The following is a 22,031-nucleotide window of genomic DNA, read 5'->3' as shown; positions in this document are numbered from 1 at the left end:
CCACGCATCAATGTGACTCAATGGGGGTGACCGTTTTTGTCACACCGCTGCAGGCAGAATGGAGGTCCATTGAATGGAGAAAGCCGTGTCAGATCTAGCTGAAACAAAGGACGCCGCCCTCGCTGAGATTCTCTCAGATCTTCCACGTTGGTTGGATGGAGTAAGCCAATTCATCAAAATCTCGAAGTCACACTGGCCGCATGCCACCGTGCGTGACGATTTGCTTGCGGCGAAATTGGCGCGAGATACTTGTCGGATCAAGGAGAAGGTTCTGGCGTACGCGGAAGTGCACGGTCGTAAGGCGGGTTAGAGCACGAGGGTGACGTGAATGGGTAATGCAGAACACTTACCATTTAAGGGAGCATGCTATGCCGACGGAATCTGCGGGAAGAAAATTGCGATTGTGGGGTATTCCCACCATCACGATTCGCCGAGTGATGATGGCGAGTTTACACGCCTGACGATACGTCAAGTGATTTCAGGTACTTGGAAGCCTCGATTCTTCACGGTCATCCGGAACGCCTTTGGCTATTCGAGCCATGCTGAATTCTGGAACCGGGTTCTTTTCTTCAACTACATCCCGAAGATGATCGGCCCGGCTTCCGACCGCTACAAGTGGGCAAGCGATCAGCAGGTGACTAGAGCGAACGAGCGGTTTTTGGAAATTCTCGGAGAGTACGCGCCTGATTGTGTGTTCGTCTTCACCAGGAAAAGCCGACTGGGCGCGCTTGATCTCGGATTCTCGCCTATGGCCGCGCCTCTCCAAGGTTTTGTCACCGCGACCCTAACCAATCCCGTCAGATCCGAGATCTATCGCTTGCGCCATCCGCAAGGCGCTGACGGCAAACACCTGCGAGCGGCAATAGCGGTGGCGCTTCCGTGCATCCAGCACTCGGGGTGACCTTGAGCTAATCGTGACATTGCCGCGGCCAGTCGAATGCGGTCCGTGGCTTCTTAGCGGAAGAAAAAATGTCGATTCCGAACGTCATCATCTACTATCGAGTGGATGCCAAATATCCGGAGCTCTCAGCCGTCACACTCGCCTATCAGCGAGCGGAGGCGGCAGCCGCGCTCCGGAATTTCAAACATGTGCTTGCTGCCGAGCTTGTCGAAGAGGATGCGTCCGGCCGCTCACGTGCGGCATGGCGACAGGCGATGAAACTGGCTGACGAGCTTGGTTCGGGTCTTAACTGCGTGGTGCTCGTCCCCGTTTCCGCTGGAATCGGATCCGGCAAACCGTTCGTTGTACCAAAGGCGGACCGGTGGAAATGTATTCTCTGGGAGCTGGAACTTCCCGTAACGCCGCCTCGCGAAATTGATGCTTTGCGTGCGCTCAATGAGCAGTAGCTGTTTTTATGGAGGCTGCAAGGAGCGAAGGGCGTGTGCTGGCATATCTACCTCGGCAACGGGGCAGAGCACGACACTCTCGACGTCGTCGTGCAGATCGACGTGTTCGAGTTTCATCCTGATCACACCGTTCAACGCGTGGATGCGCCAACAAGGACCTTTTCGCGAATTGCGGCCGGAACCGGTGTGCTTATCAACACTGAATCATCGCAGTTCCGGTCGATTGTCCGCTACCATGTGACCGCTGGAGCACTTGGTCGCGATCGCCTTTTATGTGAGTTCCTCTGGGAGGACACGGTGGAAGCCTCCTTCGACTCCCTGGTCGCGGGTTGAAGGATTGATGAGACTCGGATTCTGAAAGGCGCCGATGCCGCTAAATCAACGGTTCTGCCGACACCGGTATCCGGCGCTCTGGACAATTGCCGCGCGCCGTTTTCATCTTCGAGTTCATGAATAAAAATGATTCGTGACACGCCCGTTTTAAGGTCCATGCCATGAACCAACATGCAACGCCGCTGCTCCTTTCGGCCGATGACAAGGCGGAAGTCCTTCGTCGCATCCCATTAACTGACAGCGAAGTTGGCGTGCGGTACGACGAGGCATTCGTGGAGGATCTGTTGTTTAAGCAACCATCCGCGCTGCCCATCCGCGAGATCGATTCCACGTATTCTCACCCTGTGCCGATTTGTACGCAGCTGTCGACGCGGGTAGGCTCTTTGGACGTCTTGTATGTGACGCCGGAAGGGCGCCTAGTTATCGTCGAGGCAAAGCTCTGGCGGAACCCCGAGGCGCGGCGCAAGGTAGTTGCACAAATTATCGATTACGCGGCCGAACTCGCTCGCTGGGCATACACCGATCTTGAGCGAGAAGTTGCAAAGCGGCGCGGCTTAACGTCGGACACCTTATTTTCGCTAGTGCGTGCGAAGCACCCCAATATCGATGAAGCCGAATTCGTCGACAATGTGTCCAAGAGCCTGAGGCAGGGCCGCTTTCTCCTGCTTATCTGCGGTGACGGAATTCGTGAAGAACTTACAAGCATTGCGGAGTTCCTCGATCGGTCCACGACCCTGGACTTGACGTTCGGTCTCGTTGAGCTTGCTATTTATGGTACGTCAGACCGTCGGCAGCTGGTATTACCGCGAGTCTTGGCGAAGACGGTGACGATCAGGCGACAGGTCCTCCGAATTGAGAGCAACAATTATTCGGTCATCGAGGAAGAAGATGCCGAGGAACCGGAGCAGAGATTATCAGCAGAGCAAGTAGTTTATGTGCAGTTTTGGAAGGATCTTGAAAGGGCAATGGCCCTCGATGATGCAAGCCAGCCGCCCATTACGGTTGCAAAGGCGGCGAACACGTCTCTTCGGATGCCATCGCCGAGTGCCTGGGTCACGCTCGATTTCTTGAAGAACCCCCGGTTGATGAGAGTGTTCCTAGCGTTTAATCGCGGCGAACCAGGCGATTCGTTCTACAATCGTTTGACGACCGAGCGCGATCAAATCGAGGCTGAGCTTCCTTCGGGCACAACCTGGGAAAGCAAAGACGGCAGGCACAGGGTTGCTATCAGTTCGCAGTATTCCGACCTTTCTGACGACAACGAGCGTCAACGCGCCATCAGGTGGTTCTCCTTAACAGCCAATCAGTTCGTGAACGTGTTCAGGCCGCGACTGGCGCGCTACCTTGCGGAGCTCTGACCGTTGGGGCCGCTAGCGGGTTCAACACGGCCCGTTGACGCAATGAAATAGTCTACCGCCGCCGCTTACCTAGAGGTGACGTCCTCCTGTTAATATATGCGCGAGAGGGCATCTGCGTGCCTTCCCGCCACGTATCCGAACCTCATCACACCGCGCCAAGTATGCCGCATTCTTTCTCTGGAGCACCAATGAGCTCAAACCGATACGATATCCTGAAAACTAAGCAGCGCGCGCTTCGGGGCGCCTTTCCACCGACTATGAGCCTTCGCGTACATCGGTCGATAAGTTGGATCGGCCGGGCTGAGAAGGAGGATGACGACACGGATGCCCAGTTTGTTTTCCTCTGGATAGCCTTTAATGCAGCGTACGCGGATGAACGTGCTCTCGCTGGCATTGCTGCCGGAGAAAAAGCTACGTATGCAGACTTTTTCGCGAGGCTGGTTTACCTCGACCAGGAGAAACGCGTCTATAAGGCCATCTGGCACCAGTTCTCAGGACCAATTCGCCTTCTTCTCGCGAACAAGTACGTCTTCAGCCCTTTCTGGCAGTTCCATAACGGTGTTGAAGGGTATGCAGACTGGGAAAGGCGTTTTGCCGCAGCTCAGAAAGTCGTGGCATCTGCCCTAACTTCAGGCGACACGGTGAAAATCCTCAGCCTCGTGTTCGATCGCATGTATGTGCTGCGGAATCAGATCGTTCACGGCGGCTCCACATGGGGCGGTAAGGTGAACCGACAGCAAGTGCGCGACGGAGCTGCAATTCTTGGATTTCTAATGCCGGTTTTTGTCGACCTAATGATGGACAATCCTCACGAGGACTGGGGCGTGCCCTTCTACCCAGTTGTCAGCGAGTGATACTAAGAAGGAGCATAGGCACTTTTACGAGAACATGGACGTGAAATTTCTTGACGAGAAGGGCGCCAGGTGAAACAGCCGCGGCTGTCCCCTGGATGACGCCCTGCGCGCCGCATTTGCACCGAACGACAGGCGAGCGCGATAGGCTGCTGGCTGAGTTTGAAAAGCGTGACGATAGCAATTGACTCTCATGGACCGTCGCTGGCGCTACGTACGGAATCAGTCGACCCTGCTCGGTAATCAGAGGATGCGGCGTCCGTCCCAAAGTTGCAGGTTTTTCCCGGAGACGTATCACCGTGGTCGTCGGCAAAAAGCCAAGCTTTGCGCAGAAAAAGGCATCAATTGCCGGATGACACCTAATAACTTGTTTATCGGACGTTCTACTCCCCTGAGATTCTCATCCATCCCCCTACACGCCCATCTCTTTCCTCACTCTCCTCTGCAGCCCAGCCAGTGCCCGCTCGACGACCCGCGCCAGGTCCTCATAGACAACCATCGTTCCGTACGGACCAACACCGGTTCTTGCCTTAGGCGGCATTTTGCCACCCCGCCTCCGATGCCACTTCTTGATGCCAGGAAGGTGAAGCGCACGCAGCTCTTCTCTCGCATCCTCACGGATCTGAAGCCCAAGCACGCCGGCGTTCAAAAACCGCTCCCTTCTGTACTCCTCGACCTTCCTTTTGACTGCCTCTGATCCAGATCGAACACCTCCCGGCCGGACGATCGCGAACGTTGGCTTCATGACCTGGAAGAAGCCTTTCTGCAGGCGCGTGATCATCAGTGTTTCAAGGTCGTTGAAGTTTTCCAATCCGATTTCGCGGCAGCCTTCCTGTCCAAGCGTAACCTCGATCCGGATGCGCTTCTTGTCATCAGGTAGCTCATCCCGGGTGCCTGCAGCCACGTTCTGCTTGTCCAGGACCTTGTTCTGGATGCGCCAGAGGGCTCGCTTATCGTCTCGCTCCCCGACGTAATATGTCGAGCCATAGAGCGCGGAACGGTCTATTCCTGGCGTCATGCGGTCGACAATGTCCAGGCTGTCATCACTATCGTTACGGCCGACTGTGTAGTCGGTCATCTCGACAGAACCCGGCATGAACCGCGGCCACATCTTATTGCTCCTCAAGACGCGAGTGGTCGGGAAAAAGTGCCGGACGAGGACGCCATGCATTCGCGCTCGAGCCTCCTCGCTTGGTGTTTTAGGATAGAAGTCGATGCTGATTTCGATGCCACGGATCTCGGCGGGCGCAACGAAGCCGTATTCCCTCTCAATATCGTCAAGAACCTTGCGGACAGCCTGAAAATCCGGCTCCTGGACGCGAAGCTTGTATCGCGTTGCTGTCTTGCCCTCGCCAAGATCCAAAGCCTCGGGATACTCTTTTCGGCTCGTCAGCTTTTCAATGCGTTCATTGAGCTTCCAATATTGGGTGCGCCGAGACAGCTCGAAATGAATGTCGATCCAATCGACCACAGCGCGACACTGGTAGGCTTCGAGATCGATCTGCGGGGTCAGGGTCGTCCGCCCGACCAAGCGCTTCTGTGAGCTTCTGAGAGTCTTTTCGACGTATGTCAGGACAACCGGATCCTTTCTGGCCTTCTCCCGATAGAGGGTGACATCATGTATCAACGCATTACTCCGCTGTCGCTGCGTCCAACAATACATGGGTGGGTATGCTGATTCCTTCCTCGGATCAAACAGCAGGCCGCCCGAGGGCGTTGAGGTCTCGAAAGTGAACAGTGTTGCAGAAAAAGCACATATTTCTGTGCATCGCCATCGTCGCTTTGCTAAAAGTCACCACAACAGCAAGGGGACAACAGACATGGCAACGAAGCGTCAGAAATTACACCCGCGGACGAAGCTCGCACGCTGCTGCCTTCTTTCCAAACAGGTAGCCATGCCAACCAACCGTAGGAGCAAGATGATGTTGAGCGACGAAGGATTCGCAGCGAATGACAACGCCCCTTTTGAGGGTCCTCTCCACAAAGTGGCTCCGGGCGCCTGTGGCCGTGGCTTGGCAGTCGTTGAGTTTTCGTCAGATGAGGCGCGCGAGCTCGGGCTGGATGGAACGCTGATCTCAGTAGACCACCTCCTCTACTTGTTGTCAGGGGATGTCTTGGAGCAGGATCAGGAAATGGCACAGGTGGCTAACCGGATCGCAGATCGCCACTGCGAGCACGCAAGTTAGCGGGCGCGCGCGATGATGGTCAGGCGGTGCTCAGTTAACACCGCCATCAGGCCGAAACAGGGGCGCACTTGACCTGAAATCCTTGAAAGCCGCTGGGACGAGTGTTGTGGATGTGATCGCTCACTGTGACCAAAAAGCCACAGATTTCACTGCATCCACAGAGTTGCCTCGCTATAAATACAAACACGACGAATGGACCATCCTACTATGACCAACGAACGGCTTTCGAACCTAGTCCCAGCTAATCGCACGCGACGTGCAGGTGGCAATCAACACTGGAGGAGCCACACAGGATTCCGGCATTGGGCCGGACCTTAGTATCTGAAGGATTTCACATGTCTGAACCTCTCGTCCCCAACATGAACTGCGCCAACTTCATCCTTCCCTATCCGGAGGAGATCGCGAAGAAGACCGGCTCTGACGGAATGATCTTTTCGATTAGGGAGCATTACCTGCTCCTCGCTCGCGAGGCAGACGGCACCGATCCGAAGTGGGCAGCCCAGCTGCGCGAGATCGCTGATTACTACCCGGAGCTCTATGAGGGAGAAATCATGGAACGGGACAGCCGCGGCAATTGGGTCGGTGATGCCAACGATTGGGATGAACTGACCGACGAGCAGAAGATTCACCGTGGAAACGCCAACGCTGCAATCGCCGCACTCGATTGGCTTCGCAACGAATTGGAGAAGGCCGCGTATTACTACGACACTAGCGAGGACGTAACGCGCGTCCGGCGTGAACTCAGCGAAATTTCACTCTAGCTGACCCTCGGCTGGCCGGTTTCCGAACCGGCCAGCAACAGCAGGAGGACCGGCGTGGCGGATCGCAGCGAGACAGAGACGTTTTTCTGTACCGATGCTCCTCTGAATACCAGCGGACATATCGTGGCCGATTTTAACACGAAGGCCACGGTCGCTGCGTCAATGCGAGCGACCAGTGCTTTTTCGCTCTTTTGACTCGCTACCGAAGCCGTATCCCACCGGACCGGTGAATATGTTTTCGGCTTGGCCTGGTAAGGCCTTCCATAAGCGTGTAGCCCGCTCTGAACGGGTCCGCGTTTCATCCCTCAAAGCTATTGTTGAAGCAGTCCCGTTTTCACGACGAATGCATGCCGGTCATCAAGGTGCTGAAGCTCAGTGACCTTTACGTTTTTCCAAAAACTGCGAAAAATGCCATTTTCGTCAAGTTTGCGGAAAGTTCTGTCAAGGTTGCGCCGGGAAATGCAGGGTTCTTCACCCGTCGCACCTTTACATTTTCACCCTCCGAATAGCTATTTTTGCGGAATTTTCGCTCCATACCTTTACCTATGTAAAGGTCACGTGATTGTATGTAAAGGTAATAATGCAACCAAAAGGCGCAATCCTCTCGTCGGCTGAGGAGGATAGGACGCCCGGAGTTCGCCGATACGGAAGGCATCCCCTTCGCGCAAAGGGACTTTATCTAGGACTTCATGCTTGGTGTGTTGGCGCTGATCTAACGCCTGAAAGCTATCTTCCCAAGTAATGAGGCTGTTATGGCGAAATCTGTGGACAAGCTACTTAAGTAAATACTTACATGCGTATCAATCGCCCGCACATCATAATATATAGATGTCCTCTTTACTGGAGGGCAACATGGCGAAATTCCCTTTGGCTGCCATCGAGCAGCACATCCGACACAATCATCCGGGCTGCCCCGATTTTGCTGTCTCCTTCTTTGCCAACGAAATTGCTAATCGAGACTGGAAGCGCGCAACGATAGGCAAGGCTGTCGGCATCACCATGCAGACTTTCCTCCGTCATGAGATGACGGATTACGACACGCTGCTGCTGCATGGGATGGAAAGGGCGGAGGCTCGTAAGCGCGTACAGCCCCGAATTACTGCGATAATCAACAGCTGGCGCAGGAAACGAAACCGTCCGGCTGATCCCACTAGTTCGGAGACCGCAAACATGCGCAACCCTATGACTGACAGCAACGTGAAGATGCGCCCAGAGCTCGAGAAGGACGAAGCACTGACGTCCGAGGAAGCGACAGTGGAAAAGGCAGTGTTTGCCGACTCTATGCGCTCCAAGAAGCGCGTCGGCATGACCTTCAACATGGACCGCGACTGGCACACGAAGTTCAAAATAACAGCGGCCTCTCTCGGCATGGACATGCGCCAACTCCTCATCGAAAGCTTCGCCGCGTGGGAGCGTGAACAGAAGTAAGGTATTTATCAGGCCTTGCCGAAACGAGACGTCGCATCTGCGTGGCTGCATCCACAGCATGAGGTAGCGTCACGTGGCAGTTCGGACGAAGTGCGACAGCATTCTGGACTCTATCGCTGCCGCCTGAGGCAAAGGACATGCGGTGCACTGCAAGATAGTCAAACCCAGGAAACTCTTTTGAAGGGAGCGGCAGCATCGCACGCTTCCCATTTCGCGGGACCGGCTGACCCGCGTCGACCGAATCTTAACCTTTCCCCTCACTGGGTTTTCGTGTCGCCAAAACAGTCTCGACCAAGACGGGGGTTGATCGTAGTCTTCTAACCGCCGTCTCGATTGTCAGATCAGTAAAACCCGGTAGCGCTTTCAGAAAATTGGGCGCAAAGGAAACGAACCAGAACTCACTCTCCCGCCGACACCACCCGCCGAAAGCTGGCATGTCATCAGCCAGTTGGGCCACCGTGTTGAGCTCGTTAGTTGATATCGGAGGTTGTTCTGTGCGAAAATACTCAGGCTCCGGTTGAAGTAGGATTAGCAGGCCACCTCCCCAATACGGATTGTTGTCTACGGCATCGATCGTAAGGGTGCTGCCACCAAGATAAGTCTGTGACCATCTGCGACTGGCGATCCTGCCGATGCCTAAATGAGCGTAGTCGTAATGGATCTGTTCAAAATCCAGGTCGCTCCAAGCGCTTAAATTTGTGACTTTCTCGTCTGGCGGTCCGCCGACCGCCCTTCCCATGCTTTGAATGATGGATGGAGCCGCATGTACGAGGGCTGCTGCCATAATGCCTGCAGTTGTTCCAGACGTTTCCTGCTGGATAAGGCATTGGCACATTACGCAGTTGCCTCCTTCGAATGTCACCAACGCTCCAACGCTCGCATACTGGTTCGCGATGTCCTCCAGGCCAGCCATTGAAGATTGAACTTGCTCCGGAAGCTCTATCAGGGCCCGAGCCCGAAATTCGCCGACCGTAGAGTCGATCGATCGGCTAGTGCGGTGAACGACCAGGCTACTTTTGTAGTTGCCATTTGAAAGCTCATAGGCTCGCGAATGAGCGGTCGTGGCATCCGCATCGTAACTGTCACGCAATTCCAAATCGAAACTGGCGACGAAGAATTTAACGGCATTGACGAACGCCTCTACGTGGTCGGGGAATGGTGAGCTAGCCATCGTTCGTCGCCATTCCTCGGCGCAGCCCAGTGCCCGCGGCCCAATAGTTTTCCCTCAGCCAATGCGTCCGCTGAATAAGCCAGTTAGCGATATTCGAAAGCACGTTCACGTTGCCGTGGTTAGTTGGCCAGAAAAGACTATAGACCAGTTGATCGTTCATGCCCCTTACTCCCCACGCGCCCAGCCGTGGCACGAAATCTTCCTGTTTGTGTTCCTGAGTGTTGAGGTGCTCGCACCACCATGTGATTTGGTTGGACGAGGGATCGAATGGAAGTGCAATCGTGCCCAGATACCCAACCCCCGCCGTCGGATGTCGGATGTCCGTGGAGGTATGGATCAGGGCCGTTTCCGAAGTGGGATCAAGCATACGTGATCTTCCCCCCTTTGCGAGGGGTACTTCTAATACCAGGCCATGTGGCCCGGCGGTCGAGACGAGCCCTCTCTCCCGAAATTGTGCGGCGCAAGCGGCAATCTCCCGTTGAGTCACTGAGTAGGTCCATTGCCGCGGATATTCGAGGTTCGCCCGGTTCGCGCGAAGAAGCTCTTCGGAAACCTCGGCTTGGGCAGCAGCTATTCCGAATGCGAACTGATGACTGAGGGCCGTTAGAAGAATCTCAGCCACCCATTGGGCAGCAGGTTCTTGCCTGTAAATCGAGAACGTTAGTTTGCCTCGAATGCCGTGGTCTGATGGGTGGAAGCTACCAAAGGCGCATCGACGGTTCAGTCGCGCAATCTCGGCCCGGTTAAAATTGGGGATGCCCTGTACAAATTGAGTTTCGATCGTAGCGATCGCGCAGAGCGCGAACGCGCCTGGAGGACCTGCGGTTGGTCGAAAGGTGAGCTCCGTCGTTCCTGACCCAACCGTATAGCGGTAGCCGTTCGGGATACACTCAATCGGCTGGCCCTCAAGCTGTGCGGCGACAATTTCTTCAACGCGAGATAACATCGGCGCTCCCCTCGCATGCCTCTGTCAATGCGCTCCCATGCGCAATTTTAAAAGAAATCGCATCAAGATAACCCTGTATGAATGAGCGTTAAAGTGGAAATGCCATATGCTCATTGGGAACGAAATGCGTGGATAGCTCGAAAGCATCTAATGAGTAGCTGATACGGGTTCGGCAATGCTGGAGCCAAGGAGCCGCAACGGTGCCGGAGGTGCGGAGAAAATCGCGTTTACGCCCTTGCGAGCACATCCGTTGCGCCGAGATAACAAAATAAATGATCATCAAATCGTCGCAGATAACTTACGATACCAAAGTACATTATGAAATATCCTCTGTAATACCTCTTGGAGCATGAGAATCACCAATGCTGTCACGCTATAATTTAAATAACAATCAATAGAAGGAGTAAATTCAATGAATATCGGAGAAAGCGCGCTTGCCGTCTTCTTGAAGGAAAGGCTCTTGAAAACGGCCACTGTTGTGGGTGAAGGCAGCTTTCTGAATAGCAAGCTTTTCGAAATAATCCTTCGAGGCGACGCCAGGCTTCCCCTTGATCGGGTCGAAGAGGTCGCCTTGGCGCTGGGCTGTGACGCACGGCAGCTCTTCCGCTTAGCCGCGCGCCAGTTCTACGATGAGGGAGCAATTCGCCTTTTCGAACGGATGCTTGGCACGCCTATGACGAATGAAGAGCAGATGTGGCTCCATGAAATTCGATCGACGGCTGAAGGTCCCTTTGCTGAGCCGAACATCATGGTCAAGCGGCTGGTGCACGCCTTGGTTCAGGCCGGAGGATAGGATAACCTCTGGGGTTGCTGCTTTCTAACTACCCTGAAAAGTTGTTACAGTTTGTGGCGCAACGGAGGGGCGATAAGCAGGAATGGACTTCAGGGAAAAAATTCGACAAGCGGCAGTGCAGCGCCGCATCCCATATTTGGTGCATTTCACCCAAGTCCGGAATTTGGCCAGCATTGTCACGCACGGCCTTCTTTCGCGCGAGCACTTGCTTGAACGTGGCCTCGGAGCTTTTGTGAGCGCCAGCGAAAGGCTCGACGAGAAGGACGAGGCCATCTCGGTATCTATTTCTGCGATCAACCTCGACATGTTTAAGGCGAAGCAAGCGGCGTGGAGAGGGTCCGCATGGGTAGTCCTCTTGCTTGATCCGAGCATCCTATGGACGCACAACTGCCGTTTTCTCTCCCGCAACGCAGCGAGGCGGGAAATAAAGGAGCACAGAGGCTTTTTGGGCGGCCCTTGGGGCTTTTTTCAGATGTTTTTGGATGACTTGCCTCCGCCGCTTTTCAAGGGAAGGTCCTACCGCCTGGAGACCGGCATTCCCGACTTTCTGACGACCTGTCCTGACGCGGAAGTGCAGGTGCTGGAGCCGATCGCGCCCGAAACCATCTCTCACGCGTGGGTCGACCGAAGCGACCTGAGCGAAGCCGTTCAAGCGGAGTTGTGGCGGTTGCCCGGCCCGAAGCGCCACGTTTCCGTGCAAGAGTTTCAGCCCCGATTCTCCAACGGCTACGCGGTGTGGGGTTAGGTACGCGAAACCGGTCGTCCGCACACGCCGTAAATGGCTGCATCCCGCTGGATGAGGTGCAAGGTCCTGGAGGTGAATCGCCGTCGGCGGAGATCGTGGCCATCTTGGCTCTCAGCTGACAAAGGAGATCGTATGACCCGACGCGACCTGTCCCGAGAGGAATTGTTTGCTTTGGTCTGGGAGAAGCCGACCCAAGAGGTGGCCAAGAACCTCGGCCTATCCGATGTTGCGGTCGGTAAGCTATGCGCGCGCCTGCAGGTTCCGAAGCCCCCGCGCGGATACTGGGCAAAAGTGGAGGCAGGTCAAATCTTGCGTCGTCCACCGCTGGCCGCTTTCCGTGAGGAAATAGAACGTAGCCGCCGGGAAGTGGCTCGCGTCAGATCAGCGGAATTATTGTCGAAACTTCAGCAAAAGTTCTTTCGAGCGGCGCTCTCCGACTTGCAAGGTCGCGGCGTCGATGTGAGCGGAGCCGAGCTACGAGGAGGCCGGCTCCCCGAGGTAAGTCCTGATGTCGCCGCACAGGTCCTGCTTGCCATTCAAGACCGTGGGCATGAGTGGGTTAATGCAGGGAAAGTCGTCGCGACTTGGGCGCACCCGGCACAGAACAGCCTGGCAGGTCTCGTCGGCAGGCTGCTGCCGCTGGCCCGGCCACAGCTACTGGTGTTTGAGAACGCATATAAGAAAAGCTGGTCCACTTCAGATGGTCCAGTCGTCTTCGTGCGCCTGACTTCAAATCTCCAGGAGCGGATCGCCGCTCTTGTCCGCTTCGTCCGAGACCAAAAGCTCCAGCATGTGGTCATGCCGCTCATGGCGACCGATCATGCCTGGTCTGTTCGCCACGTCTTCACGCCCGAGTCGCGTCTCTTTCTGGACAGCACTCTTTGCGTTTCGGCAACAGAGCTGTGGGTGGAATACACCCGTAAGGCCTGGCGTGACGAAGATCCGCCTGAGCGATACATGACGGGCAGGCTGGCACTGAAAGAGATCATGCCGATTGACCAAATGCCTGAGCGTGAGCTGTCGATTTCACCGACCATCACGAGGGCGTCAGTAGCACCGTATCGCGAGCGCCTTGTCGCCTTGCTCGAGGCGGAGCGGGTGAACGAGATGATGCTCAACGCCGCATACGCAATCGAACGTGAAGTCCCCAACGAAACGCTGGCCATCGCGGACCGGCTGTGGTTCGGGGAAAAGCGCCCATTCTCATCAGCGCGTGAATCATGGCGCCTGATCGAGGAGGAATTGGAGCGCTGGGAAGGAGAGCTCGAGAGCGAACGCTCCATGTTGGCGCAGGCAATTCTTGGGATCGAGGCGGGGGACATCGTGACAAGTGAAAACCGCGGCCGACTTCTGCGCCTATCCGTAACAGGAATCACTCTTTACGCCAGCGACGAATACGTCACCTTCGTCGTAAACGGCACGCGATTTCGAAAGGATGGTACGCTCGGAAAACTGCAGGATTCGATCAATTTGCAATTCAAGCGCGAGGACTTGAGCATGCTTAAGTAGCTGCAGATAGGATTCCAGCGTGACGCATTCGATCTGGCCGCCACAGCATCGCAGAAGGGTTGAACCTTGGCGCCGGCAAGGAGCCTGTCCAGCGGCTATTTTCTGAGGGGGCCAGCCAATATTCATATCGTGTGAACGAGTGTCATTTCGTCGGCCGGAACCGGCGCCGAGGCCGGCACTTCGTATGTCCCGCCGCCGAGATTGGGATTGGGACGCTAGATCGCAAACGGAGGCAATCGATCAATTGCCTTTTTCTTGGCGATGATCGTGACATCTCCATAGTCATCGCCTGCTGTGCGAGCAGCATGCCCTGCAATGGCATCAAGTATGCGGCCGTCGATCTCCACCTCTCGGCCAACTGTCTTGAACGCGTGACGCCAGCCGTGATTGGGCGAAACCCCCTCAGGAATGGCTCCCGCTTTCTGAAGCCAATTTGAAATTCGCCCAGAGACAGTCTGAGCCGGATCAGCAACCCGCTTCCCCTTCATCGCCGGGTAGAAAAGTGGGCCATCAGCCGATGCAGCAACGAACTCCAGGAAGCCCTTCGCAACGATTTGGTCATGCAACGGCACATCCCGATATTGTCGTGTTTTGACCTTTCCGGCGTCCGGCGTGATGCGCATAACCGCTATGTCGCCCTCCGAGCGGATGTCTTCCTTGCGCAACTGTGTGACCTCGGAAATGCGGGCGCCGGTAAACGCGCAGATCAGCGGGGCCCATTTCTTGGCCGCACTCGTTTGGGGTTTCTCCTGTGTTTGCGGATTGTCTGATTGCTTAGGCTTGTACGCTAAGGCAAATTTCAAGATTTCAGTCGCCTCATCGCGCGTAAAGCCTTTTGGTCGCGTCAGCACTTTTGGTGCCACCCGAAGCTTGACCGTGCTGGCTGGATTCGTTTCGAGGAGATCATTCGAAACGGCCCAGTTGAAGACAGCGTTGACCGCAGTGAGATAGACGTCTTTCACAGTCCGAGGAGCCAAGGTTTTCAACTTGGCGTCTTTCCAGTCAAGCATGGTCTTCTTTGTCAGCTTACGCGCATCGGATGTCCTGGCGAAGGACACCAGGTCCTCGATGATTGGTCGCCACCGCTTTTCGGCTTCTGCGCCTTTGCCGTTTGCCTTGAGCTCCGCGACATAGCGCTTGAAAAGATCGCGTATCAGGACCGGCGCAACCTCCTCCTCGAGGGGCGGTTGCGCGTTGGCCAACAAAGGATGTTCCGGCGTTCCGGTGAAGTCGCCCTCGTGGCGCTCCATTGCTCGCCCGTATGCTTCGTACTCTGATATGCAGAGGACGCGAGCCACTTCTCGCCATTCTGGAGTGCCAAATTCCACCGTTGTGTTGCCAAGTCGGCGGTAGCGCTCAATGCGTTTGCCGATGATTGCGTTCAAGGCATTGTTATCTAGCCGTCCGGCAATGCCTTCGCGCAAAAGTTCAACCATCCGATCGTCTACACCAATGCGCGCGTAAAGATGTGACGTGTTTCTCAACTCGGTATCAAACTCTAGCCTTTCATTATAGTTGCGGAGCGCAAGTTGATCTAACGGCAACGGGTAGCGCCCCGGCTCGATCGGCGCGCCCTTGGCTAGTTGTGATTTCTGTTCAGCTACTGCAATTTTCCCTTGCAGGCTGGCGACCGCGATATGAAGGCGGGCGATTGCGGTGCGCCGATCAGGGCCCAACGGCTCCCGCAGTTCTGTCTTGTTGTTGAGAAATGGCCGGAGCTCCTTGGGGATGACAAGGCGAGCGAAATAGCGGCCGTCGCGGTTCAGCAGATAGCGGGGTTGGCGAGCCATGAAACTTCCGTTTGTAACAAGCTTTGTAACGGAAGAATGTACGGAAACCCCTGAAAAGCAAGAGCTTCAATGATTTCAATGGGAAGAGATGGTGCTGCTAGAGAGATTTGAACTCTCGGCCTCTCCCTTACCAAGGGAGTGCTCTACCCCTGAGCTATAGCAGCATCTGGCGGCCGGTTCGTGTCTCAGCCGCATCAAGCGAGGGGGCTATTGCCATAGCTCAGCGGCGAGTGCAAGCCGCAATTCGAAGTTTTTCGCGAAGAGCTGTGAGAAAAGTCACCGGTGCTTCCGAAGACCCTGGTTTTGCGCTATGGCATGGGCATGCAAACAGACGACGAAGAAGGCGGCAAAGCCGTGCCTCCGCCTGACGAACGGCAGGCGGATGGCAAGGTGCGCCAGAAAAAGATAAAGGATACGACCGAGGCGGACTTGAAAAAGGCGCGTCTTGCCAGGAACTTGCGCGACAACCTCATGCGCCGCAAGCAGCAGATGCGGGCGCGCCGATCTGGCGCTGCCGATGACGTCAGCGGTCTTCCTGCCGCAAAAACGGACGAATCCCAAGATTAGTACGGGCAGGAAGCGGCATCGCCGCTTCGTTCTCAATTTGCCGGTGGCATCTCCATCGGCGTTCGATTGCACAGGTTCGTAAATCGGGACCGATCGCGGGGGAAGCCGTGCAGCGACCTAAATGTTACAGCGCCAGGCGTCCGAAGGGATGCGCGGCGTTCAAGGCACTTCTAATTTCGCGGCGTCTCCACTAAAGAGGCGCCTTCAGACAACATCGGATTATTTTGGAAAGGCGGGCCAAGCCCGTTCGAGAGGCCTCATGGATCGCATCAGGATTGTAGGCGGCAACAAGCTCAACGGCGTCATCCCGATTTCGGGCGCCAAGAATGCGGCCCTGCCGCTGATGATTGCGTCGCTTCTGACCGACGACACGCTGACGCTCGAAAACGTGCCGCATCTGGCCGACGTCGAGCAACTGATCCGTATCCTCGGCAACCATGGCGCGGATATCTCCGTCAACGGTCGCCGCGAGCGCCAGGGCGAGAGCTACGCCCGCACCATCCATTTCACCTGCCGCAACATCGTCGACACGACCGCCCCTTACGAGTTGGTCTCGAAGATGCGCGCGAGCTTCTGGGTTATCGGCCCGTTGCTTGCCCGTGAAGGCAAGGCGCGGGTATCGCTGCCGGGCGGTTGCGCCATCGGCACGCGTCCGGTCGATCTCTTCATCGAAGGCCTGCAGGCGCTTTCCGCCAACATCGAGATCGACAGCGGTTACGTCAACGCGACGGCGCCGGCTGGCGGCCTGATCGGCGCGCGCTACACCTTCCCGAAGGTGTCGGTCGGCGCCACCCATGTGCTGATGATGGCAGCGACGCTTGCCAACGGCACCACGGTGCTCGGCAACGCCGCGCGCGAGCCTGAAGTCGTCGACCTCGCCAACTGCCTGAACGCCATGGGCGCCAAGATTACCGGCCAGGGCACCTCGACGATCACCATCGAGGGCGTTCGCTCGCTCTCCGGCGCCCGTCACCGCGTTCTTCCTGATCGCATCGAGACCGGCACCTACGCCATGGCCGTTGCCATGACCGGCGGCGACGTCATTCTCGAAGACACCGACATGGCGCTGCTCGACACGGCGCTGGAAGCGATCCGCCGCGCCGGCGCCGAGATCACCGAGACCAACAGCGGCATCCGCGTCGTGCGCAACGGCGCCGGCATTAAGCCGGTCGATATCGTCACTGATCCCTTCCCGGGCTTCCCGACCGACCTGCAGGCGCAGTTCATGGGTCTGATGACCATGGCGAAGGGCACCTCGCACATCACCGAGACGATCTTCGAGAACCGCTTCATGCACGTACAGGAACTCGCCCGTCTCGGCGCCAAGATCTCGCTTTCCGGCCAGACGGCGAAAATCGAGGGCGTCAGCCGCCTGAAGGGCGCGCCTGTCATGGCGACCGACCTTCGCGCCTCGGTCTCGCTCGTCATCGCCGGCCTTGCCGCCGAAGGCGAGACCATGGTCTCGCGCGTCTATCATCTCGACCGCGGCTTCGAGCGGCTCGAAGAGAAGCTTACCCGTTGCGGCGCGCACGTCGAGCGCGTCAGCGACTGATTTGAACGGTTGCGCCTGATACCGTTGCGGTTTCAGGCGCAACATCCTATGTCCATTTCAATTGTGGCACGGCAAGATGTGCGGCGAAACGAAAGGAATGGATGGCATGACCGGATTGAAGCTGCTGGCGCTCGACGAGGAGGATCTCGCTGTCGTCTCCGCCCACGTCCAGGATGCCGTGTTCAAGGTTTCGGGCCTGGAATACGACGCGCGTCGCAAGCAGTTTTCTCTCATCGTCAACCGCTTCGTCTGGGAGACGGCCGATGGCAAGCGCCGCTCCTTTGAGCGCCGGCGTGCGGCTCTCCTCTTCAAACGTGTGAATGCAGTGCGCTCCGTCGGCTTCGATCGGCGTGACGACGAGGCGGTGCTCGATCTGCTGACGCTGAAGTTCGCGCTGCAGGGCGAGGGGCCGGAAGGCACGCTGGAGTTGGTTCTGGCTGGCGACGCCTCGATCGCGCTTGACGTCGAATGCATCGAAACGCAGCTTGCGGATACTGGCGGGGCGTGGGAAACCGCTTTCAAGCCCAAGCATCCCGAAGGCGCTTGACGCTGATCGACCCGACCGACACTGGCATACGAGGACGTCCCCTTTGGCAATCAGGCTCAATTTTCTCGACGGTGACTTCGAACAAAAGTTCGCGGCATTCCTGACGACCAAGCGAGAGGTGTCCGAGGACGTCAATGCGGTGGTCAAGGCGATCATCGACGACGTGCGGGCACACGGTGACGCGGCGCTCGCCGAATACTCCAAGCGTTTTGATGGCGTCGATTTCCAGACAACGCCGATGGCGGTCAGCGCCGCCGAGATCGATGCGGCGATCCAGGCGGTCGAGCCGGAAGTTCTCGGCGCGCTAAAGGTCGCCGCCACCCGCATCGAGGCGCACCATGCCCGCCAGCGCCCGAAGGACGATATCTACCAGGACGCCATGGGCGTCGGCCTCGGCTCGCGCTGGACGGCGGTCGATGCCGTCGGCCTCTATGTGCCCGGGGGCACCGCGAGCTATCCGAGCTCGGTGCTGATGAACGCGCTGCCGGCAAAGGTTGCCGGCGTGTCCCGCATCGTCATGGTGGTGCCGGCAACCGGCGGCAAGATCAACCCGGCGGTGCTGGCTGCTGCACGCCTTGCCGGCGTCGAGGAAATCTACCGCATCGGCGGCGCGCAGGCTGTGGCCGCCCTTGCCTATGGCACCGAGACGATTGCACCGGTTGCCAAGATCGTCGGCCCGGGCAATGCCTATGTGGCTGCGGCCAAGCGCCAGGTCTTCGGCACGGTCGGCATCGACATGATCGCCGGCCCCTCCGAAGTGCTTGTTATTGCCGACAAGCACAACGATCCGGACTGGATCGCTGCCGATCTTCTCGCCCAGGCCGAGCACGATGTCGGCGCCCAGTCGATCCTGATCACCGACGATGCGGATTTCGGCCAGGCGGTCGAGAGCGCGGTCGAGCGGCAGCTGAAAACGCTGCCACGCGCCGAAACGGCGTCGGCAAGCTGGCGCGATTTCGGCGCCGTCATCCTCGTGCCCGATCTTGAGAAGGCCGTGCCGCTCGCGAACCGCATCGCTGCCGAACACTTGGAGCTGGCGCTTGCCGACCCCGAACCGATGGTGGCCAAGATCCGCAATGCCGGCGCGATCTTCGTCGGTCGCCACACGCCCGAGGTCATCGGCGACTATGTCGGCGGCTCCAACCACGTGCTGCCGACCGCCCGCTCCGCGCGCTTCTCCTCCGGCCTTGGCGTGCTGGATTACATGAAGCGCACGTCGATCCTGCGGCTTGATGCCGAACAATTGCGGATCCTCGGACCGGCGGCCATCGTGCTGGCAAAATCCGAAGGCCTTGAGGCCCATGCGCGCTCCGTCGCCATTCGCCTCAATCTCGGGGACGCTGGATGAAGGCGGACCGCAACCAGCGTCTCTGCGATGTCGTTCTGGACGAGACCATCGGCCGCTCGACCCCTGACGTGGAGCATGAGCGCGCGGTTGCGATCTTCGACCTGCTCGAAGAAAACCTGTTCGAGCCGGTCGGCCATCCAGGCGGCCCCTATAAGCTCAATCTCTCGCTCGTCGACGCCAAGCTCGTCTTTGCGATCTCGACCGACAAGGGCAGCGACGTCGCCACCCATATTCTGTCGCTGACGCCGTTCCGCCGGATCGTGAAGGACTACTTCATGATCTGCGAGAGTTACTACGAAGCGATCCGCTCGGCGACACCGAGTCAGATCGAGGCGATCGACATGGGGCGCCGCGGCATTCACAACGAGGGTTCGCAGACGCTGATGGATCGCCTCTCCGGCAAGATCCGGCTGGACTTCGATACCGCCCGCCGCCTGTTCACGCTCGTCTGCGTGCTCTACTGGCGCGGGTGAGGGCGACGACCGGCATGGCGGGAACCGAGGCTCAGCGCTTGAAAATGCCCCGCTCGGTCCTCTTCATGTGCGGCATGAACGCTATTCGCTCGCCGATGGCCGAAGCGCTCGCCAAGGCGGCGCTGCCGGCCGGAACCTATGTCGCCTCTGCCGGCGTGCGGCATGGCGAACGCGATCCCTTCGTCGACGTGGTCATGGCCGAAGTGGGCCTGAGCCTCGGTCGCCACCAGCCGCATACGCTCGATGAACTCGAGGATGACTATTTCGACCTTATCGTCACGCTGGCGCCGGAGGCGCATCACAAGGCGCTCGAATTGACGCGCTCCATGGCCGTCGACGTGGTCTACTGGCCGACGCCGGATCCGACGGTGGCTGCCGGCACGCGCGAGCAGATCGTCGATGCCTACCGCGCCGTGCGCGATCACCTGTCGACGCTGATCAATCATCGGTTGATCGGCTCCAGGAAGTCGGAAGACGCTTGAGAGTGTTGCGAAAAATCCCCGCGCGGTCTGCAGTCTCCGTCGCTTCCATGCCGGCGTAAATCTCGATCGATTTAAGACTAGAGACATGGAGCGGTACGAAGTGCTATAGCGGCTTCGCGCTTCTGATCCGACGCGCGGCACAGTAGCCCGTCACAAAAGCGCAAAAGCCGGTCTTAGATGGTTCACAAATCCTCGTCGATTGTGTAGTTTCCGGCGAATTTTTCGGGATACCTGACGGTTCCCTAAACAAAGATAGAAAGAACAGTCCTACATGGCGAAAGAAGAAGTCCTTGAATTTCCGGGCGTGGTCACCGAATTGCTTCCGAATGCGACCTTCCGCGTGAAGCTCGAAAACGAGCATGAGATCATCGCTCACACTGCTGGTCGTATGCGCAAGAACCGCATTCGCGTGCTTGCCGGCGACAAGGTTCTCGTTGAAATGACCCCGTACGACCTTACCAAGGGCCGTATCACCTACCGCTTCAAGTAAGCCGCTCCGGCTCTTAGCAATTCCTGGAGCATTTCCGCTTCTTCTTCGAATCGCGAAAACGCTCTAACCTTTGGTTGGATTGCAATTCCAGACGTAAACCGCCTTTCGCATTTTGCTGGAATTGCTCTGGAGTGACGGCTCGTTCCGATGACAGTGGCCAAGAAACTGATACTTGCGTCCGGTTCGCCGCGTCGCGTCGAGCTTCTGGCGCAAGCCGGCATCGAGCCCGCGCGCCTGATGCCGATGGATCTCGATGAGACGCCGAAGCGTGCCGAACATCCGCGTTCGCTCGCAAGGCGCCTGTCGGCAGAAAAGGCGCGAGCGGCGCTTGCTGCAGTCAAGGGCGAGGCCGGCTGGGACGGAAGCTACATTCTGGCAGCCGATACGGTCGTCTGCGTTGGCCGCCGCATCCTGCCGAAACCGGAACTCGTCAGCGAAGCCTCGAGCGCGCTGCATCTTCTTTCCGGCCGCAGTCATCGCGTCTACACCGGCGTCTGCCTGATCACCCCGGACAAGACCGTGCGCCAGAAGGTCGTCGACACCAAGGTGCGCTTCAAGCGCCTGTCCGGCTTCGATATCGAAAGCTATCTCGCGTCGGGCCAATGGCGCGGCAAGGCGGGCGGCTACGGCATCCAGGGCATCGCCGGCAGCTTCGTGGTCAAGCTCGTCGGCTCCTACAGCAACGTCGTTGGCTTGCCGCTCTACGAAACCGTCAGCCTGCTTGTCGGCGAAGGCTATGACGTGCACAATCGTTGGCTGGAAGGCTGAACGAGTGACCGACGAAACGAAGAAAAGCGCTTCGAACGTTGCGCCCCTGCGCGCACCGCGCCCATGTCCGGAATGTGGCCGGCCGTCGCATCGGGAACACTATCCCTTCTGCTCCGACCGCTGCCGCAACGTCGACCTCAATCGCTGGCTCTCCGGCTCCTACGCTATTCCGGTCGCCGACGACGAGGCGAAGGCCGACGACGGCGACGACCGCTAGGCGTACCGCTGCGGCCGGACCGGCCGGTCCGGCTTTTCCTTCCCCACATCCTCTTTGCCGCGAACGACGCCTCGAAGATCCTCGCGCGTCACCGGATGCGTGCGATCATCTTTTTCGGCTTCCAACGGCCACTTTCCACGAAAAATGGACCAGGGAGAGGATGCGATCTCTCTGAAACTCCTCGCTTTTTCGGCGTTTCGATTGTCCACAGGATTTCGGTCAAAAAACTTTCATTTGGCGCTGGACACCGCCGAACAAGATGCTATAACCCCGCTCGTTCCCGGGGCAAACACAAGCGCCCCGATGGTTCCGAAAGGAGCCGATGCCCGAAACGGCAGGATGCCCGGATAGCTCAGTTGGTAGAGCAGC

Annotated in this window: 26 protein-coding genes and 2 tRNA genes (1 of these 28 only partly in view); 23 read left to right on the top strand and 5 right to left on the bottom strand. The window is 57.6% G+C overall.

Annotation, left to right across the window (positions count from 1 at the left end; translation table 11 throughout):
* The first annotated feature begins 73 nt into the window (after positions 1-73).
* From ASE71_RS31125 to ASE71_RS31100, 6 genes are all read left to right on the top strand, one after another.
* The gene (locus ASE71_RS31125; RefSeq protein WP_060522297.1) at positions 74-310 is read left to right on the top strand and encodes a hypothetical protein; all 237 of its coding nucleotides are present in this window, start codon (positions 74-76) and stop codon (positions 308-310) included.
* An 18-nt stretch (positions 311-328) separates the two neighbouring features.
* Positions 329-901 carry a hypothetical protein gene (locus ASE71_RS31120; protein ID WP_060522296.1) on the top strand — a complete coding sequence of 191 codons (573 nt, stop codon included), beginning with the start codon at positions 329-331 and terminating at the stop codon, positions 899-901.
* 68 nt (positions 902-969) lie between these two features.
* Positions 970-1,347: a hypothetical protein gene (locus ASE71_RS31115; protein WP_060522295.1), complete on the top strand. Its 378-nt coding sequence runs from the start codon at positions 970-972 to the stop codon at positions 1,345-1,347.
* Between the two features lie 33 nt (positions 1,348-1,380).
* Positions 1,381-1,680: a hypothetical protein gene (locus ASE71_RS31110; RefSeq protein ID WP_060522294.1), complete on the top strand. Its 300-nt coding sequence runs from the start codon at positions 1,381-1,383 to the stop codon at positions 1,678-1,680.
* Between the two features lie 161 nt (positions 1,681-1,841).
* A complete protein-coding gene (locus ASE71_RS31105) occupies positions 1,842-3,038 on the top strand; it encodes a DUF4268 domain-containing protein (RefSeq protein WP_060522293.1) in 1,197 nt (398 codons plus the stop codon).
* Positions 3,039-3,226: 188 nt separating this feature from the next.
* Positions 3,227-3,892 (top strand): HEPN domain-containing protein, encoded by a 666-nt coding sequence (locus ASE71_RS31100; RefSeq protein ID WP_226020656.1) that lies wholly within the window; start codon positions 3,227-3,229, stop codon positions 3,890-3,892.
* A 409-nt stretch (positions 3,893-4,301) separates the two neighbouring features.
* Here the strand turns inward: ASE71_RS31100 and ASE71_RS31095 are convergent, their stop codons facing one another.
* Positions 4,302-5,516, bottom strand: coding sequence for a hypothetical protein (locus tag ASE71_RS31095; protein ID WP_244496981.1), 1,215 nt, complete (start codon positions 5,514-5,516; stop codon positions 4,302-4,304).
* 103 nt (positions 5,517-5,619) lie between these two features.
* On the opposite strand from ASE71_RS31095, the gene ASE71_RS31090 reads away from it, so the two are divergent.
* From ASE71_RS31090 to ASE71_RS34725, 4 genes are all read left to right on the top strand, one after another.
* Positions 5,620-6,075, top strand: coding sequence for a hypothetical protein (locus ASE71_RS31090; protein ID WP_156400779.1), 456 nt, complete (start codon positions 5,620-5,622; stop codon positions 6,073-6,075).
* 335 nt (positions 6,076-6,410) lie between these two features.
* Positions 6,411-6,836, top strand: a complete 426-nt coding sequence (locus ASE71_RS31085) for a hypothetical protein (protein ID WP_156400778.1) — start codon at positions 6,411-6,413, stop codon at positions 6,834-6,836.
* Positions 6,837-7,183: 347 nt separating this feature from the next.
* Complete coding sequence (locus ASE71_RS36095; RefSeq protein ID WP_156400777.1) at positions 7,184-7,345, top strand: hypothetical protein; 162 nt, start codon at positions 7,184-7,186, stop codon at positions 7,343-7,345.
* 343 nt (positions 7,346-7,688) lie between these two features.
* Positions 7,689-8,264: a DUF2293 domain-containing protein gene (locus ASE71_RS34725; protein WP_063978237.1), complete on the top strand. Its 576-nt coding sequence runs from the start codon at positions 7,689-7,691 to the stop codon at positions 8,262-8,264.
* A 244-nt stretch (positions 8,265-8,508) separates the two neighbouring features.
* Here ASE71_RS34725 and ASE71_RS31075 read toward each other — a convergent pair whose 3' ends face one another.
* On the bottom strand, positions 8,509-9,435 hold the full coding sequence (locus ASE71_RS31075; protein WP_060522288.1) for a hypothetical protein: 927 nt from the start codon (positions 9,433-9,435) through the stop codon (positions 8,509-8,511).
* Positions 9,428-10,381 (bottom strand): hypothetical protein, encoded by a 954-nt coding sequence (locus tag ASE71_RS31070; RefSeq protein ID WP_060522287.1) that lies wholly within the window; start codon positions 10,379-10,381, stop codon positions 9,428-9,430. The genes ASE71_RS31075 and ASE71_RS31070 overlap by 8 nt, the downstream gene beginning before the upstream one ends.
* 412 nt (positions 10,382-10,793) lie before the next feature.
* Between ASE71_RS31070 and ASE71_RS31065 the strand changes: the two genes are divergently transcribed.
* The 3 genes from ASE71_RS31065 to ASE71_RS31055 all read left to right on the top strand — a co-directional run bounded on the left by ASE71_RS31065 (position 10,794) and on the right by ASE71_RS31055 (position 13,428).
* Complete coding sequence (locus ASE71_RS31065) at positions 10,794-11,174, top strand: hypothetical protein (protein ID WP_060522286.1); 381 nt, start codon at positions 10,794-10,796, stop codon at positions 11,172-11,174.
* An 82-nt stretch (positions 11,175-11,256) separates the two neighbouring features.
* Positions 11,257-11,919, top strand: coding sequence for a DarT ssDNA thymidine ADP-ribosyltransferase family protein (locus ASE71_RS31060; RefSeq protein WP_060522285.1), 663 nt, complete (start codon positions 11,257-11,259; stop codon positions 11,917-11,919).
* 132 nt (positions 11,920-12,051) lie between these two features.
* Positions 12,052-13,428 carry a hypothetical protein gene (locus ASE71_RS31055; protein WP_060522284.1) on the top strand — a complete coding sequence of 459 codons (1,377 nt, stop codon included), beginning with the start codon at positions 12,052-12,054 and terminating at the stop codon, positions 13,426-13,428.
* A gap of 215 nt (positions 13,429-13,643) precedes the next feature.
* Here the strand turns inward: ASE71_RS31055 and ASE71_RS36310 are convergent, their stop codons facing one another.
* Positions 13,644-15,218, bottom strand: a complete 1,575-nt coding sequence (locus ASE71_RS36310) for a tyrosine-type recombinase/integrase (RefSeq protein WP_060522283.1) — start codon at positions 15,216-15,218, stop codon at positions 13,644-13,646.
* Positions 15,219-15,307: 89 nt separating this feature from the next.
* Positions 15,308-15,382: transfer RNA gene (locus tag ASE71_RS31045), tRNA-Thr, on the bottom strand.
* A 151-nt stretch (positions 15,383-15,533) separates the two neighbouring features.
* On the opposite strand from ASE71_RS31045, the gene ASE71_RS31040 reads away from it, so the two are divergent.
* The 10 genes from ASE71_RS31040 to ASE71_RS30995 all read left to right on the top strand — a co-directional run.
* Entirely contained in the window at positions 15,534-15,785 is a 252-nt protein-coding gene (locus ASE71_RS31040; protein ID WP_060644096.1) for a hypothetical protein, read from the top strand.
* Between the two features lie 259 nt (positions 15,786-16,044).
* Positions 16,045-17,337: a UDP-N-acetylglucosamine 1-carboxyvinyltransferase gene (murA, locus tag ASE71_RS31035; RefSeq protein WP_060522281.1), complete on the top strand. Its 1,293-nt coding sequence runs from the start codon at positions 16,045-16,047 to the stop codon at positions 17,335-17,337.
* A 106-nt stretch (positions 17,338-17,443) separates the two neighbouring features.
* Positions 17,444-17,884, top strand: coding sequence for a DUF2948 family protein (locus ASE71_RS31030; protein WP_060522366.1), 441 nt, complete (start codon positions 17,444-17,446; stop codon positions 17,882-17,884).
* Positions 17,885-17,927: 43 nt separating this feature from the next.
* Positions 17,928-19,232, top strand: a complete 1,305-nt coding sequence (hisD, locus tag ASE71_RS31025; RefSeq protein ID WP_060522280.1) for a histidinol dehydrogenase — start codon at positions 17,928-17,930, stop codon at positions 19,230-19,232.
* Complete coding sequence (locus ASE71_RS31020) at positions 19,229-19,705, top strand: UPF0262 family protein (RefSeq protein ID WP_034797007.1); 477 nt, start codon at positions 19,229-19,231, stop codon at positions 19,703-19,705. The genes hisD and ASE71_RS31020 overlap by 4 nt, the downstream gene beginning before the upstream one ends.
* A gap of 14 nt (positions 19,706-19,719) precedes the next feature.
* Entirely contained in the window at positions 19,720-20,187 is a 468-nt protein-coding gene (locus ASE71_RS31015; protein ID WP_034797006.1) for a low molecular weight phosphatase family protein, read from the top strand.
* A 271-nt stretch (positions 20,188-20,458) separates the two neighbouring features.
* Positions 20,459-20,677, top strand: a complete 219-nt coding sequence (gene infA / locus ASE71_RS31010; protein ID WP_004435948.1) for a translation initiation factor IF-1 — start codon at positions 20,459-20,461, stop codon at positions 20,675-20,677.
* Positions 20,678-20,824: 147 nt separating this feature from the next.
* Positions 20,825-21,445, top strand: coding sequence for a Maf-like protein (locus ASE71_RS31005; protein ID WP_034797002.1), 621 nt, complete (start codon positions 20,825-20,827; stop codon positions 21,443-21,445).
* A gap of 4 nt (positions 21,446-21,449) precedes the next feature.
* Positions 21,450-21,662: a DNA gyrase inhibitor YacG gene (gene yacG, locus ASE71_RS31000; RefSeq protein ID WP_034797000.1), complete on the top strand. Its 213-nt coding sequence runs from the start codon at positions 21,450-21,452 to the stop codon at positions 21,660-21,662.
* Positions 21,663-22,003: 341 nt separating this feature from the next.
* Positions 22,004-22,031: transfer RNA gene (locus ASE71_RS30995), tRNA-Phe, on the top strand (it continues 66 nt past the right edge of the window).

Origin of the sequence: Ensifer sp. Root954, from assembly GCF_001429005.1 — a bacterium.
Taxonomy (GTDB): domain Bacteria; phylum Pseudomonadota; class Alphaproteobacteria; order Rhizobiales; family Rhizobiaceae; genus Ensifer; species Ensifer adhaerens.
The sequence above is the reverse complement of the archived record's forward strand: the minus strand, read 5'-3'. Positions and strand labels throughout refer to the sequence as shown.